General features: G+C 54.2%; 11 protein-coding genes and 1 other RNA gene. 4 read left to right on the top strand and 8 right to left on the bottom strand.

Annotated elements, in window-relative coordinates; all coding sequences use genetic code 11:
• Nucleotides 1-126 precede the first annotated feature (126 nt).
• Nucleotides 127-660 (top strand): NUDIX hydrolase, encoded by a 534-nt coding sequence (locus tag H3L95_RS05685; RefSeq protein WP_003760014.1) that lies wholly within the window; start codon nucleotides 127-129, stop codon nucleotides 658-660.
• Between the two features lie 139 nt (nucleotides 661-799).
• Nucleotides 800-1,681 carry a DMT family transporter gene (locus tag H3L95_RS05680; protein ID WP_003760017.1) on the top strand — a complete coding sequence of 294 codons (882 nt, stop codon included), beginning with the start codon at nucleotides 800-802 and terminating at the stop codon, nucleotides 1,679-1,681.
• A 148-nt stretch (nucleotides 1,682-1,829) separates the two neighbouring features.
• On the opposite strand, the gene ffs is transcribed toward H3L95_RS05680, so the two are convergent.
• An RNA gene (gene ffs, locus H3L95_RS05675) (signal recognition particle sRNA small type) lies at nucleotides 1,830-1,926 on the bottom strand.
• A 333-nt stretch (nucleotides 1,927-2,259) separates the two neighbouring features.
• On the opposite strand from ffs, the gene H3L95_RS05670 reads away from it, so the two are divergent.
• Nucleotides 2,260-6,093, top strand: coding sequence for a DUF3683 domain-containing protein (locus H3L95_RS05670; RefSeq protein ID WP_003760020.1), 3,834 nt, complete (start codon nucleotides 2,260-2,262; stop codon nucleotides 6,091-6,093).
• Between the two features lie 923 nt (nucleotides 6,094-7,016).
• Here H3L95_RS05670 and H3L95_RS05665 read toward each other — a convergent pair.
• Together H3L95_RS05665 and dapA are read right to left on the bottom strand one after the other, a co-directional pair.
• Nucleotides 7,017-8,144, bottom strand: coding sequence for an NlpB/DapX family lipoprotein (locus tag H3L95_RS05665; protein ID WP_003761577.1), 1,128 nt, complete (start codon nucleotides 8,142-8,144; stop codon nucleotides 7,017-7,019).
• Between the two features lie 72 nt (nucleotides 8,145-8,216).
• Nucleotides 8,217-9,098, bottom strand: coding sequence for a 4-hydroxy-tetrahydrodipicolinate synthase (gene dapA, locus H3L95_RS05660; RefSeq protein WP_003761579.1), 882 nt, complete (start codon nucleotides 9,096-9,098; stop codon nucleotides 8,217-8,219).
• 379 nt (nucleotides 9,099-9,477) lie between these two features.
• On the opposite strand from dapA, the gene H3L95_RS05655 reads away from it, so the two are divergent.
• Nucleotides 9,478-10,869, top strand: a complete 1,392-nt coding sequence (locus H3L95_RS05655) for a nucleobase:cation symporter-2 family protein (protein WP_003761581.1) — start codon at nucleotides 9,478-9,480, stop codon at nucleotides 10,867-10,869.
• Nucleotides 10,870-11,076: 207 nt separating this feature from the next.
• On the opposite strand, the gene H3L95_RS05650 is transcribed toward H3L95_RS05655, so the two are convergent.
• From H3L95_RS05650 to H3L95_RS05635, 5 genes are all read right to left on the bottom strand, one after another.
• Nucleotides 11,077-11,643: a peptidylprolyl isomerase gene (locus H3L95_RS05650; RefSeq protein ID WP_003761582.1), complete on the bottom strand. Its 567-nt coding sequence runs from the start codon at nucleotides 11,641-11,643 to the stop codon at nucleotides 11,077-11,079.
• 149 nt (nucleotides 11,644-11,792) lie between these two features.
• Nucleotides 11,793-12,356 (bottom strand): YceI family protein, encoded by a 564-nt coding sequence (locus tag H3L95_RS05645; protein ID WP_003761584.1) that lies wholly within the window; start codon nucleotides 12,354-12,356, stop codon nucleotides 11,793-11,795.
• Nucleotides 12,357-12,542: 186 nt separating this feature from the next.
• Entirely contained in the window at nucleotides 12,543-13,613 is a 1,071-nt protein-coding gene (leuB, locus tag H3L95_RS05640; protein WP_003761586.1) for a 3-isopropylmalate dehydrogenase, read from the bottom strand.
• A 10-nt stretch (nucleotides 13,614-13,623) separates the two neighbouring features.
• Nucleotides 13,624-13,755 (bottom strand): hypothetical protein, encoded by a 132-nt coding sequence (locus H3L95_RS13825; protein WP_003765453.1) that lies wholly within the window; start codon nucleotides 13,753-13,755, stop codon nucleotides 13,624-13,626.
• 102 nt (nucleotides 13,756-13,857) lie between these two features.
• Complete coding sequence (locus H3L95_RS05635) at nucleotides 13,858-14,319, bottom strand: NanQ anomerase/TabA/YiaL family protein (protein WP_003761588.1); 462 nt, start codon at nucleotides 14,317-14,319, stop codon at nucleotides 13,858-13,860.
• Between the last annotated feature and the right edge of the window lie 2 nt (nucleotides 14,320-14,321).

Raw genomic sequence — 14,321 nt, 5'->3', positions numbered from 1 at the left:
CGCTCCCTTTCAGACGAGCCTTTTCATGACTCAAGAGGTCGTCTGAAAGCTCGGCTTCAACGAAGTTAAAACCCATTCCCGATTTTCAGACGACCCCGTATCAAACTTTACAAAGAGAACACGCAAATGGATTTGAAAGAAACCAAACTCAGCAGCGAGCCGATTTATCAAGGCTCATTTGTTACCATCAACCGCGACAAAGTCCGCCTGCCCAACGGCAACGAAAGCCAGCGCATCGTCATCCGCCATCCCGGTGCGGCCTGCGTTTTAGCGGTTACCGAAGAGGGCAAAGCCGTACTCGTGCGCCAATGGCGTTACGCCGCAGACGCTGCCACGCTCGAGCTGCCCGCCGGCAAACTCGATGCAGGCGAAGATCCCGCCGAATGCGCCCTGCGCGAGCTGGCGGAAGAAACTCCGTACACCGCCGACCGCGTCAAACTTATCAGCAGCTTCTACACCGCCATCGGCTTCTGCGACGAAAAAATGTACTTCTACCAAGCAGAAGGCGTGCGCCTCGGCAGCACTCTGAGCAACGATGAAGACGAAATCACCGAAACCGTCCTGATGAGCAAGGAAGAAGCCCGCACCGCTTTGGCACACAACGAAATCAAAGACGGCAAAACCCTAATCGGCCTGCAATATTGGCTGATGCAGGATTGATGTGAAAAGGATGTAAAAAGGTCGTCTGAAAAGCAGGTTGCACGTTTTCAGACGACCTTTCTGCAAACCGGCTGGAGAGCAATACCTATAAAACCGACGATTTCAAATCCACTATAAAACAAAGAGAATAGAGAACGTTATGAATAAGCCGCATCATTCGCATGCCGCCCCTTTGCTGGTCGTCGGCTGCGTCGTTTTCGGATTGGGCAGCTTGATTGTCAAATTTGTCGACGTCGGCTCTTACGCTATCGCATTTTGGCGGCTGGCGATAGCGGCAGTGATTTTTTGGCTGCTGTCGCGCCTCTTTGGGCAAAAGCTGCCCAAAAGCAGAAAAGCCATCTACACCGCCATGCTCTCCGGCGTGTTTTTGGCATTCGACCTGTCGCTGTGGCACGAAAGCATACACGCCGTCGGCCCCGGTATTTCCACCTTGCTCAACAGCTTGCAGATATTTTTCCTCTCCGCCATCGGTTTCTTCTTTTTCGGCGAACGCTTGAGCAAATCGCAAATGTTCAGCCTCATTCTCGCCATCAGCGGCGTCGCCCTTATCGGCAGCCCTGAGTTCGGACACAACGGCAACGCCGTCTGGGGCTTTATCAGCGGCATCACTTCGGGCGGGATGCTCGCATTGTCTATGGTGTGTATCCACAAAACCCACCAAATCGAGAAAACCTCCCTGTTCCCGATGATGATGATTTTGAGCTTTGGCGGCGCGTTATCCCTCATCATCCCGTCCATATTGTTTGACAGCCACGCCCTCTATCCCGCCACCATGCGCGATATTGGGTTGGTATTGATTTACGGCGCGGTGATGCAGTGTTTCGCATGGGGCATGATAGCCTACGCCATTCCCTTATTATCATTCTCGCTGACCGGACTGCTGTTGCTCTCCGAACCCGTCGCCGCCTTGCTGATAGACTATTTTGGGTTGGATAAACCGATCAACGCCCTCCAATGGAGCGGCGCCGTGTTGACCCTGATTGCTATTTACTTAGGGCGTGCCAACGAGAAAAATGCTTGATGTTGCCTTACCGTCACAAACGGATGCGATGACTTGCCGTTATTCGAGTAGGTGCATTCAATAGATTTTCAGACGACCTTTTTCCAATCCCGGATTCTGCAAAAGCAAAAACACCGAAGACCAATCCATCTTCGGTGTTTTTTAATAGGGTGGCGAGCCAGACCCCCGGCACTGACGCATCGGAGTGGGCTGCTGGCTTCCGCCCCTGACCCGGTGTTCCGAATTACCATGCGGGGAGACCCGCCGTAAGAGAGTGGCATTATAACTGTTTTACGGGAAAACTCAAGCGCGGCGGCGTCGAAGGTCGTCTGAAAAGTCTTTTTACCTTTAAATTGTCAACAATATTCGCCTTTTTGAAAATTATTCCTATTGAAACATTTTTCGCCTTTTCCGTTGAAAAACATCGGAATTTAAACTACATTATCGCTTTTCCAACGAGTTGTCTGATTGTTTTGAAAATCATTTTAACTTCGTTGAAGCTGCACTTTCAGACGACCTTTTCATAAAAATACGGCGAAATCATGCCGCAGCTTTGCGCATTTTCGCCGTACCAATAATCATACGGACACACCGCCACCATGACCACGACTACCGCCCCGCAGCGTATTCGGGAAATTCCCTACAACTATACTTCCTACACCGACCGCGAAATCGTCATCCGCCTGTTGGGCGACGAGGCGTGGCAGATTCTGCAGGACTTGCGCGGACAGCGCAGGACGGGGCGTTCGGCGCGGATGCTGTTTGAAGTGTTGGGCGATATTTGGGTGGTCGTGCGCAATCCGTATCTGGTTGATGATTTGCTGGAGCACCCGAAACGCCGTGCCGCGCTGGTGCGGGAAATGCGCCACCGGTTGAACGAAATCCGCAAACGCCGCGACGACAATCCGCAAGTCGATGTATTGGTGGTGGCGGCGGAAAAGGCGGTTGAGCGTTTTGACGGCAGCTTTGACGAAACGCGCCAAAAGCGGCGGCAGATTTTGGAGCGTTTGAGCAAAATCACCAAGCCGCACAATATTATGTTTGACGGGCTGGCGCGGGTAACGCACGTTACCGATGCGACCGACTGGCGCGTGGAGTATCCGTTTGTCGTCGTCAATCCCGACACGGAGGCGGAAGTCGCGCCTTTGGTGCGCGCCTTAATCGAGCTGGATTTGGTCATTATCCCGCGCGGCGGCGGCACGGGTTATACCGGCGGCGCCGTGCCTTTGGATGCGATGAGCGCGGTTATCAATACGGAAAAGTTGGACAAGCATCGCGGCGTGGAATTTGTCGAACTGGCGGGTTTGGACGGCAAACATCCGATTATCCATTGCGGCGCGGGCGTGGTAACGCGGCGGGTGGAAGAAACCGCACATCAGGCGGGTTTGGTGTTCGCCGTCGATCCGACTTCCGCCGACGCGTCCTGCGTGGGCGGCAATGTGGCGATGAACGCAGGCGGTAAAAAAGCCGTGCTGTGGGGGACGGCGTTGGACAACCTCGCCTACTGGCAGATGGTCAACCCGCAGGGCGAATGGCTGCGCATCGAGCGCGTGCGCCACAATTTCGGCAAAATCCACGATGAAGAAACCGCCGTGTTCGACGTTCACACACTGGATTCAGACGGCATCAATGTCGTTAAAACCGAACGCTTGGAAATCCCCGGCCACAAATTCCGCAAAGTCGGTTTGGGCAAAGACGTTACCGACAAATTCTTGAGCGGCCTGCCCGGCGTGCAAAAAGAAGGTACGGACGGCATCATCACCAGCGTCGCCTTCGTGTTACACAAAATGCCGAAATACACGCGCACCGTGTGTATGGAGTTTTTCGGCACGGTCGCCACCGCCACGCCTTCTATCGTCGAAATCCGCGATTTCCTGCTCGCCCACGACAGCGTGCGGCTGGCGGGTTTGGAGCATTTGGACTGGCGTTATGTCCGCGCCGTCGGTTACGCCACCAAAGCGGCGGGCAAGGGACGACCGAAAATGGTCTTGCTGGCGGACGTGGTTTCAGACGACGAAGCCGCCGTAGAGGCAGCCGCCGAACACATCTGCGAACTTGCCCGCGCCCGCGACGGCGAAGGCTTTATCGCCGTGTCGCCCGAAGCGCGCAAAACCTTCTGGCTCGACCGCAGCCGCACCGCCGCCATCGCCAAGCACACCAACGCCTTTAAAATCAACGAAGACGTGGTGATTCCGCTGGAGCGGCTGGGCGAGTATTCGGACGGTATCGAACGCATCAACATCGAGCTTTCCATCCAAAACAAACTCACCCTCTGCGCCGCATTGGAGCAATATCTTTCCGGCAAACTCCCCATCGACAAAATGGGCACGGACCTGCCGACCGCCGAACTTTTGGGCGAACGCGGCAAACACGCCCTTGCCCACGTTTCCGCTGTCAAAGAACGTTGGGACTGGTTGCTCGCCCATCTGGACACGCCGCTTGCCGACTACAAAGCCCGCTACGGCGCAGCCGTCCATGCCGCGCCCGAAGCCAAAAACGACGAGAGCTGTTTTACCGCATTCCGCGATTTCCGCCTGCGCGTGTCCGTCAAAGAAGATGTAATGAAGCCGCTCGCCGAAATCTTCAGCGGCAAAACCGACACCAAAATCATTGAAGGCTTGGGCAAAATCCACGCCAAAACCGTGCGCGGCAGAGTCTTCGTCGCCCTGCATATGCACGCCGGCGACGGCAACGTCCACACCAACATCCCCGTCAATTCAGACGATGCCCAAATGCTTCAGACGGCCTATCGTTCGGTCGAGCGCATCATGAAACTCGCCCGCTCGCTCGGCGGCGTGATTTCAGGCGAACACGGCATCGGCATCACCAAGCTCGAATTTCTGACCGATGAAGACTTGCAGCCGTTTTGGGACTACAAAAACCAAGTCGATCCCAAACACACCTTCAACCGTCACAAACTGATGAAAGGCTCGGACTTACGCAACGCCTACACGCCGTCTTTCGAGCTTTTGGGCGCGGAATCGCTGATTATGGAAAAATCAGACCTCGGCACCATCGCCGATTCCGTCAAAGACTGCCTGCGCTGCGGCAAATGCAAACCTGTCTGCTCCACCCACGTTCCGCGTGCCAACCTGCTGTACAGCCCGCGCAACAAAATCCTCGGCGTGGGTTTGCTGACCGAAGCTTTCCTGTACGAAGAACAAACCCGCCGCGGCGTTTCCATCAAACACTTTGAAGAACTCATGGACATCGGCGACCACTGCACCGTGTGCCACCGCTGCGTCAAACCCTGCCCTGTCAACATCGACTTCGGCGACGTAACCGTAGCCATCCGCAACTACCTTGCCGATTCCGGTCATAAACGCTTCGCACCCGCCGCATCGATGGGCATGGCGTTCCTGAACGCCACCGGCCCGAAAACCATCAAAGCCCTGCGCGCCGCCATGATACAAACCGGCTTCCCCGCGCAGAATTTCGCCTACAAAATCGGCAAACTCCTGCCCGTCGGTACCAAAAAACAAAAAGCCGAACCCAAAGCCACCGTCGGCACCGCCCCGGTCAAAGAACAAATCATCCACTTCATCAACCGTCCTTTGCCCAAAAGCGTGCCCGCTAAAACACCGCGCTCCATGCTCGGCATCGAAGACGACAAAAGCATCCCCATCATCCGCAACCCCGCCGCGCCCGAAGATGCCGAAGCCGTGTTCTACTTCCCCGGCTGCGGTTCCGAACGCCTGTTCAGCCAAATCGGACTCGCCGTCCAAGCCATGCTCTGGCACGTCGGCGTACAAACCGTCCTGCCGCCTGGCTATATGTGTTGCGGCTATCCGCAGGATGCGGGTGGTAACAAGGCAAAAGCCGAGCAGATGAGCACCAACAACCGCGTCGCCTTCCACCGCATGGCGAACACCCTCAACTACCTCGACATCAAAACCGTCGTCGTCAGTTGCGGTACCTGCTACGACCAGCTCGAAAAATACCGCTTTGAAGAAATCTTCCCCGGCTGCCGCATCATCGACATCCACGAATACCTGCTCGAAAAAGGCGTGCAACTGAACGGCGTAAAAGGTCAGCAATACCTCTACCACGACCCCTGCCACACGCCCATCAAAACCATGAACGCCACCCAAATGGCCAGCAGCCTCATGGGGCAAAAAGTCGTCTTAAGCGACCGCTGCTGCGGCGAATCCGGCATGTTCGCCGTCAAACGCCCCGACATCGCCACCCAAGTCAAATTCCGCAAACAGGAAGAAATCGAGAAAAACCTCAAAGAGCTGCCGCAGGGCGAACCCGTCAAAATGCTCACCACCTGCCCTGCCTGCCTGCAAGGCCTGAGCCGCTACGCCGACGACAACGACATGCCCGCCGACTACATCGTCATCGAAATGGCGAAACACATCCTCGGCGAAAACTGGCTGGACGAGTTTGTGAAAAAAGCCAACAACGGCGGCGTGGAGAAAGTGTTGCTGTAAGGCGTACGGTTTTCAGACGACCTCAAAGGTCGTCTGAAAACCGTCATTCATTAAATCGGCGGAGAGACTTTGGAAGGTTGGAGAAGAGTTTGCCGAACCCTTAATACAATGTGCCGAACAGTCAATCCGATTTTCAGACGACCCCTACGTTTTAAGCAGATGAAAACAGTTTGAATAACACCCTGACGGTTGCACCCTCCAGCCGTCAGGGTGCATTTTTATAGTGGATTAACTTTAAACCAGTACGGCGTTGCCTCGCCTTAGCTCAAAGAGAACGATTCTCTAAGGTGCTGAAGCACCAAGTGAATCGGTTCCGTACTATCTGTACTGTCTGTGGTTTCGTCGCCTTGTCCTGATTTAAATTTAATCCACTATGCGTAGGCGGGGGCGGGAATGACGGTAGCCAGACAGAAATCTATGCCACGACGCGCAACCTGCTCCCTCTCCCGTCCGGCGGGAGAGGGTTGGGGAGAGGGTGGTTTTACGGGCTGCACCAATTTGATTTTGCCTAAAGCCGCGAAGCCACCCCCATCCTAACCTTCCCCCGCAGGACGGGGGAAGGGACAAGGTTGCTGATACGGTAAAAGGTCGTCTGAAACTGAAAATTTGGTTTCAGACGACCTCTTCTCATAATCAGAACATGCTAAATACCCCGCCAGATAGGGAAGGGCAGGTTGCCGTTGAAGCAACGAGTAGCGTGATATCCCGATCAGCATGATACTGCTTAAAGGCGGATGAAGCAGGTAGATGGTTGTATGGATTGTTGCAAACGGGAGCGTTGCAATTTGAGATGGAAAAAGCCGAGTCCTGTTTATGCAGAACCCGGCTTAATAGGGAGCGCCCAAATAGGCTTTTACGGGCGTCCGAGATTTGAGGCGCAGTTTAGATTCAAATTCAGACGACCTGTTGTGACATCGGATTGCTTAACGCAGTTCCGTATGCAGGCGGCTGAGGAGCGTAGAGGCATCGCTGCCTTTGTATGCGCTACCGTCTTTGTTTAAGAGGCTGATGCGCGAACCGCCGTTGACAGGCTCGACGAATACGATGATTTCGGGGTAGGCGGCCGGTTTCTCAACTTTTTTGCCTTTGCCCAGCATACGGCCGAAGAAGCCCGGTTTTTTCGTGGAAACGGCGTCGCTTTCGTTAGGTGCCTGTTGAACCAAGAAGGCGTGGCGTTCGATGTTTTGACCCAAGACATTCAAGCCGATGCGGTCGAGGGCAAGCGCGGTGCGTCGCCAGTTGCGGCCGTAGTCGCCGGAGACGAGCAGGGTGTTGCCGTCGATTCGAGCTAATTCGCTGCCGCTGCGTTTGGCAACGCTTTGGGTCAACGCGTTCTCAGCTTGTTGCTGATCGACGCCCAAGTATTGCATGAAGCGTGCGAGGAAGGCAGCTTCAAGGTTGGGGTCGTTGGCAGCAGGTTGCCACATGGTCGTGTCTTTTTTCTTGTCAGCGTAAACTTCTTTCATGCCTTTGTGGGCGAAGAAGACGTCGGTCGTGCCGTTTTTGCCTTGTTCGATGCGGATGATGAATTTATCGCGCTCGCTGGTGGAATAGATGCCGCCCATGCCGACTTTGTCTAAGAGGCGGCGCAGGCCGTCTTGCGGGATTTTGGCGCGGTTTTCCGCCCATTCGGTTTCCATTTGGCCGATGCCGGGTTCTTCGGATTTGATGTCAAAGCCGTTTTCTTGCCAGAATGCTTTCAACAGAGGCCAAATTTCAGCAGGGGATTTGCCTTGGACTTCAATCCAACGTTGGTTGCCGTCGCGCTCCAAACGGACGCCTTTGACGGATTTGAGGACTTCGGAATTCGCGGCCTGTTGGGTTGCCGATGTGCGGCGGCTCAGGTCGCTGGCGCGGACGGCGCCGCTGCCTGCGGGTATTTGATAGAGGTTGCCTTGATCGGGATTGTTCAAATCAGGCGGTACTTCTAATTTGACGATTTTGCGTGTCTGGGTTTGGTAGTCCAGCTTAGGCAGGTCTTTTTTGTTACCCGAACAGGCAGTCATGCTGATCAGGGCGATTGCTACGACGACAGGTTTCATATAGGTCATATTGGTTTCCTGTGGGATGTGATGGGTTAACGGCAGGTCGTCTGAAAACGGTTTTCAGACGACCTTTGCGGTTTATGCGGTGAGTTGTCCGGATTCTTGCAATGCGGCGCGGACTTTTGCCTGTCCGGCTTCGGTCAGGGGGACGAGCGGCAGGCGGACATAAGGGTCGCATTTGCCCAATGCGGAGATGCCCCATTTGGGCGCGGCAGGGCTTGGCTCGCAGAACATAGTGTTATAAATCGGAATCAGGCGGTCATTTAATTGACGAGCGGTCGCAATATCGCCTGCAAGGGCGGCGCGGCACATATCGGCGAAGAGTTTGGGAGCGACATTGGCAGCAACGGTCACAACGCCTTTCCCGCCGCAGAGCATGAAGGGCAGGCCGGTGGGGTCGTCGCCGGAAAGGACGGTGAAGCCTTCGGGCGCGTGTTTGATTAATTCGAGATTGCTGCCGATGTTGCCGCTGGCTTCTTTGACGCCGACGATGTTCGGGATTTTGGCAAGGCGCAGGATGGTGTCGTTGGTCATGCTGACGACGGTGCGGCCGGGTACGTTGTAGATAATCATCGGAATCGAGGTGGATTCGGCGATGGTTTTGAAATGTTGGTAAATGCCTTCTTGGGAGGGCTTGTTGTAATAGGGAACGACGGAGAGGGTGTAGTCTGCACCGGCTTTTTCGGCGGCGCGGGAGAGCGCGATGGCTTCAAGGGTGTTGTTGGCGCCGGTGCCGGCGATAACGGGAACACGCTTGTTGACGTGTTTGACCGTTTCTTCGATTACGCTTAAATGTTCTTCGACGGAGAGGGTGGCGGATTCGCCTGTCGTGCCGACGGCGACGATGCCGTCGGTACCGCTTTCGATATGCCAGTCGATCAAATCGCGGAGTTGTTCGTAATGGATGCTGCCGTCTTGATTCATGGGTGTAATCAGGGCAACCAAGCTACCTTGTAACATACGGAAACCTTTTTATTCATTGTGTGAGGTCGATTATGCTTCGGATTGTAGCTTACTTTGTTGTTTGTGTGAAACATATCGGCCGGACGGTTGGTTTAAAGGCTTAAGGGCTATCATATCTTAATAAATAATATTTTTTATAATCATAAAATTATTGGTTTTGAGCGGTGGAAGTGCTGTCAAGAATTAAAATGTGTTAAGCGCATAAATACCGTCTAAAAATGAAGGACTGTCTGGTGCGGGAATTCAAAGAAATTCGAATTTGGGCAGCCGGAGAAGTTTTTACGCTGGAGGATTAGAATTGATAAGGGATCTTTGATTCGCTACAATTTCGTTCCTTAAAAATTTTTAACGTTTGACAACGGATAGAAAGACTGCAATGGCTGAAACAATGAAAAAACAGGCGGATACGCCTGATTTGGTGTACGGTTTGGAGGATAAACCGCCATTCGGAAATGCCTTATTAAGCGCGATAACGCATCTTCTGGCGATTTTTGTGCCGATGATTACGCCCGCGCTGATTGTGGGCGGCGCGCTGGAGTTGCCGGTGGAGATGACAGCGTATCTTGTGTCGATGGCGATGGTAGCGTCGGGTGTCGGCACTTATTTGCAGGTCAACCGCTTCGGACCGGTCGGTTCGGGGATGCTGTCTATCCAGTCGGTGAATTTCTCGTTCGTTACCGTCATGATTGCGCTCGGCGCGGGGATGAAAGAGGGCGGCTTGACTAAGGATGCGATGATTTCGACGCTGTTGGGCGTATCGTTTGTCGGCGCGTTTTTGGTGTGCTTCTCGGCATGGCTTTTGCCGTATTTGAAAAAAGTGATTACGCCGACGGTCAGCGGCGTGGTCGTGATGCTGATTGGTTTGAGTTTGGTACACGTCGGCATTACTGATTTCGGCGGCGGCTTCGGCGCGAAGGCGAACGGCACGTTCGGCTCGATGGAAAACTTGGGGCTGGCGTCGCTGGTGTTGCTGATTGTGTTGATATTCAACTGCATGAAAAATCCTCTGCTGCGTATGAGCGGCATCGCAGTCGGGCTGATTGCCGGCTACATTGTCGCGCTGTTTTTGGGCAAGGTGGATTTTTCCGCGCTGCAAAACCTGCCGCTGGTTACGCTGCCCGTACCGTTTAAATATGGTTTCGCTTTCGACTGGCACGCGTTTATTGTGGCAGGCGCGATTTTCCTGTTGAGCGTATTTGAGGCGGTCGGCGATTTGACTGCGACGGCAATGGTGTCCGACCAGCCGATTGAAGGCGAGGAATACACCAAACGCCTGCGCGGCGGCGTGTTGGCGGACGGTTTGGTATCGGTGATTGCGACGGCTTTGGGTTCGCTGCCGCTGACCACCTTCGCGCAAAACAACGGCGTGATTCAGATGACCGGCGTGGCTTCGCGCCATGTGGGCAAATATATTGCGGTGATTTTGGTGCTGCTGGGTTTGTTCCCCGTTGTCGGGCGCGCGTTTACGACGATTCCGAGTCCGGTGTTGGGTGGCGCGATGGTTTTGATGTTCGGACTGATTGCGATTGCGGGCGTGCGGATTTTGGTCAGCCACGGCATCCGCAGGCGTGAGGCGGTGATTGCGGCAACATCGGTCGGTTTGGGCTTGGGCGTGGCGTTTGAACCGGAAGTGTTTAAAAACCTGCCAGTCTTGTTCCAAAACTCCATTTCCGCCGGCGGCATTACGGCAGTTATCCTGAACCTGCTTTTGCCGGAGGATAAAACCGACAAAGTCGTCAAAATCGATACCGAGGGGCTGGAGCATTAAGCTTCAAGCGTAAAAAAGGTCGTCTGAAATTTGATTTTCAGACGACCTTTTATATCGGGCTTGAATTGAAACCGTATTCTGTCAAAGAAGTCGGTTTGTATAGTGGATTAAAATAAAAATGAGACAAGGCGGCAACGCCCGCCGTGTACGGATAGTACATAAGGGCGTTGGCAACGCCGTATCATTGCAATTTTAATCCACTATAATTTATTTGCCGATGGTGACGCGCTTGATGATGACCGGTTTGACGGGGACGTTTTGATGGAAGCCGCGTGTCGCAGTCGGGGTTTTGCTGATTTGCTGCACGACATCCATGCCCGAAGTTACTTTGCCGAAGACGGCATAGCCGTAGCCTTGCGGGGTTTTGTTTTTGAAGTCGAGGAATGCGTTGTCGGCAGTATTGATGAAGAACTGGCTGGTGGCGGAATTAGGATCGCCGGTGCGCGCCATGGCGATGGTGCCGACGGTGTTTTTCAAGCCGTTGTCTGCTTCATTGTTAATGGCTTTGTCTGTGGCTTTTTGGGCAAGGTCCGGGGTAAAGCCGCCGCCTTGAATCATAAAGCCGTCGATCACGCGGTGGAAAACGGTGTTGTCGTAAAAGCCTTTGCGGGCGTAGCTGACGAAGTTGGCGACGGTTTTGGGCGCTTTGGTTTCGTCGAGCGACAGGCTGATGTTGCCCATATTGGTTTCGATAACGGCGTGGGTCTCGGCTTGGGCGTTGAAGGCTGCGGCAAGCGCAAGGGTGGCGAAAGTGAGTTTGAGGGTTTTGTTCATTTGAGTGTTTCTCGTAGTGTGAAAATTAAACGTTATTATCGCGGATTTTATGTGAAATCTCTAAAAGGCGTTGTGAAATATTTTAAGGTCGTCTGAAAACGGATACAGCAAACTTCGTTTTCAGACGACCTTTTGTGTTGCGCAGCGGCTTATTGTTTGGCTGCTTCGATTTGGATGTCGATGCGGACGTTTTTGGTCATGCCTGCATCAACCAGATAGTCCACGCCCCATTTGGTGCGGTCGATGGTGGTGCTGAAGTCGCCGCCGCAAACTTCGGTTTTCGCCATCGGGCTTTGGTAGCAGTTGAATTTTTCGGCTTTGAGTTTGACGGGGGCGGTTTTGCCGTGCATGGTCAGGTTGCCGTCAACGGAAAGCAGTTTTTTGCCGTTGAAGTTGAATTTGGTGGAAACGAAGCGGATGTTCGGGTATTTGGCGGCATCGAATATGTCGGCGGATTTCAGGTGGTCGGTGAAGTGTTGCGAACCGCTTTGCAGGTTGGCAACAGGAATGGTGATGTCGATTTTGCCTTGGCGCTTGGCTTGGTCGAAATCGACGGAGCCGGTCAGACCGTAGAAACCGCCGACGTTGGTGCTGGTGTTGAAGTGGTCGATGGCGAAACGGGCGTTGGCGTGGTGTTCGTCCACTTTGTAGGTGGCGGCGGAGGCAGTACCGATGGCTGCTGCTGCGAGTGCGGCGAAGATGATTTTTTTCATGATTCTTGTCCTTTGTGTGAGGTTGTAAAGACGTTTATCTTAACATAGGAAAGAATGCATATCATTTCTTAAGGGTGAACGGTGGATTTACTTGGATTTGATGATGGGGTCGTCTGAAACCTGAGAAGGACAATATTAATCAAAAAAGCGCGGTGTTATCCGCGCTTTTGGTTTTCAGACGACCTTTTACAAGGCGGCGAGTACTGCGTCGCCCATTTCGGAGCAGGAAACGAGTTTCGTGCCTTCTTCGTAAATGTCGCCGGTGCGCAAGCCTTGTTGCAGCACTTTTTGGACGGCGCTTTCGACTTGTTGCGCGCGGGCTTCGTCGTTCAGGCTGTAACGCAGCAGCATGGCAAGCGAGAGGATGGTGGCCAGCGGGTTGGCTTTATTTTGTCCGGCGATGTCGGGTGCGGAGCCGTGTGACGGTTCGTACAGGCCTTTGCCGTTTTCGTCCAGCGAGGCGGAGGGCAGCATGCCGATGGAGCCGGTCAGCATGGAGGCTTCGTCGGAGAGGATGTCGCCGAAGATGTTGCCGGTGGCGATGACGTCGAATTGTTTGGGCGCGCGCACGAGCTGCATGGCGGCGTTGTCCACATACATATGGGAGAGTTCGACGTCGGGGTATTGTTTGCCGATTTCTTCAAAGATTTCGCGCCAGAGTTCGGTGGTTTCCAAGACGTTGGCTTTGCCGACGGAGCAGACTTTTTTGCTGCGTTTTTGGGCGGATTGGAAGGCGACGTGGGCGATGCGGCGGATTTCGCTTTCGCTGTATTTCATGGTGTTGTAGCCTTCGCGTTCGCCGTTTTCCAAAACGCGGATGCCGCGCGGTTCGCCGAAGTAGATGTCGCCGGTGAGTTCGCGCACGATGAGGATGTCGAGGCCTGCGACGATTTCGGGTTTGAGCGTGGAGGCGTTGGCAAGCTCGGGATAGAGGATGGCGGGGCGCAGGTTGGCAAACAGGTTCAGGTCTTTGCGGATTGCCAATAGGCCGCGTTCGGGACGCAGCGGGCGGTCGAGATTGTCGTATTGCGGGCTGCCGACCGCGCCGAGCAGGACGGCATCGGCTTTGCGGCAGAGGTTTTGCGTGAATTCGGGATAGGGATGGCCGTATTCGTCGTAGGCTTCGCCGCCTAGTGGGGCGTATTCGTAGCTGGCGTCCAAGCCTTGGGCGATGAGTTTGTCGAGTACGCGGACGGTTTCGGCGACGATTTCGGGGCCGATGCCGTCGCCTCGGAGGATGGCGATATGTTTGGTCATGGCAAAATCCTTATGAGGGTTTGGAAAAGGGGAGGTCGTCTGAAAACGGCAAAGCGTTTTCCATTTGTAAGGATGGTGTTTTCAGACGACCTTTTGTGTCTGTTTGCAGGTCGGTTTGCTTGAACGAGGCTGATTGTACCATTGCGGCATCGAGAAAGCCGCTTGGAAATCATGCGGGCGGATTCTTCGGGAACGCGATGGGCGATGTAGCCGAGTTTTACAGTATTTGCGAAGGCGAAGGAAATCAGTAGCGTTCTGCTTCGATACGGATTTTAAAGACGGCTTTGCGTATGAACTTTTCTTCACCCACCAGCGGAGCATGCGCGTCGTTGGGAAAGAAGAGGGCAAACTCGCCCGGTTGGAGCGTGAGCCAGGTTTCCGGTTCGCAGTCGAAAAATTCGATGTCGCGCTTTTCGTCGTAGCCCAAACCGTTTTTCAGACGACCTCTGTCTATCCAGCCGTAGGTTTCCTCTCCGCTGATGGGGGCTTGGATGTCGATGTGTTTCAAATGCGCTTCGGGCTTGGCTTCGGCTTTGCCCCTCATCGGTTCGCTGCCGACAAAGAGGCGGATATTGGGGTTTGCGCATGGCACTTGTCCGTCGGGCAGGGCGGCGAAATCCAGCGTTTGCAGCAGGTGGACGGCGTCGGCGAAGTCGGGGTGCAACGCGGCGTAGCGTGCGGCGTTGGCGATGGTGTCGGTAATCATGT

Origin of the sequence: Neisseria sicca (assembly GCF_014054945.1) — a bacterium.
Lineage (GTDB): Bacteria > Pseudomonadota > Gammaproteobacteria > Burkholderiales > Neisseriaceae > Neisseria > Neisseria sicca.
This window is presented reverse-complemented; position numbering and strand designations above follow the sequence as displayed.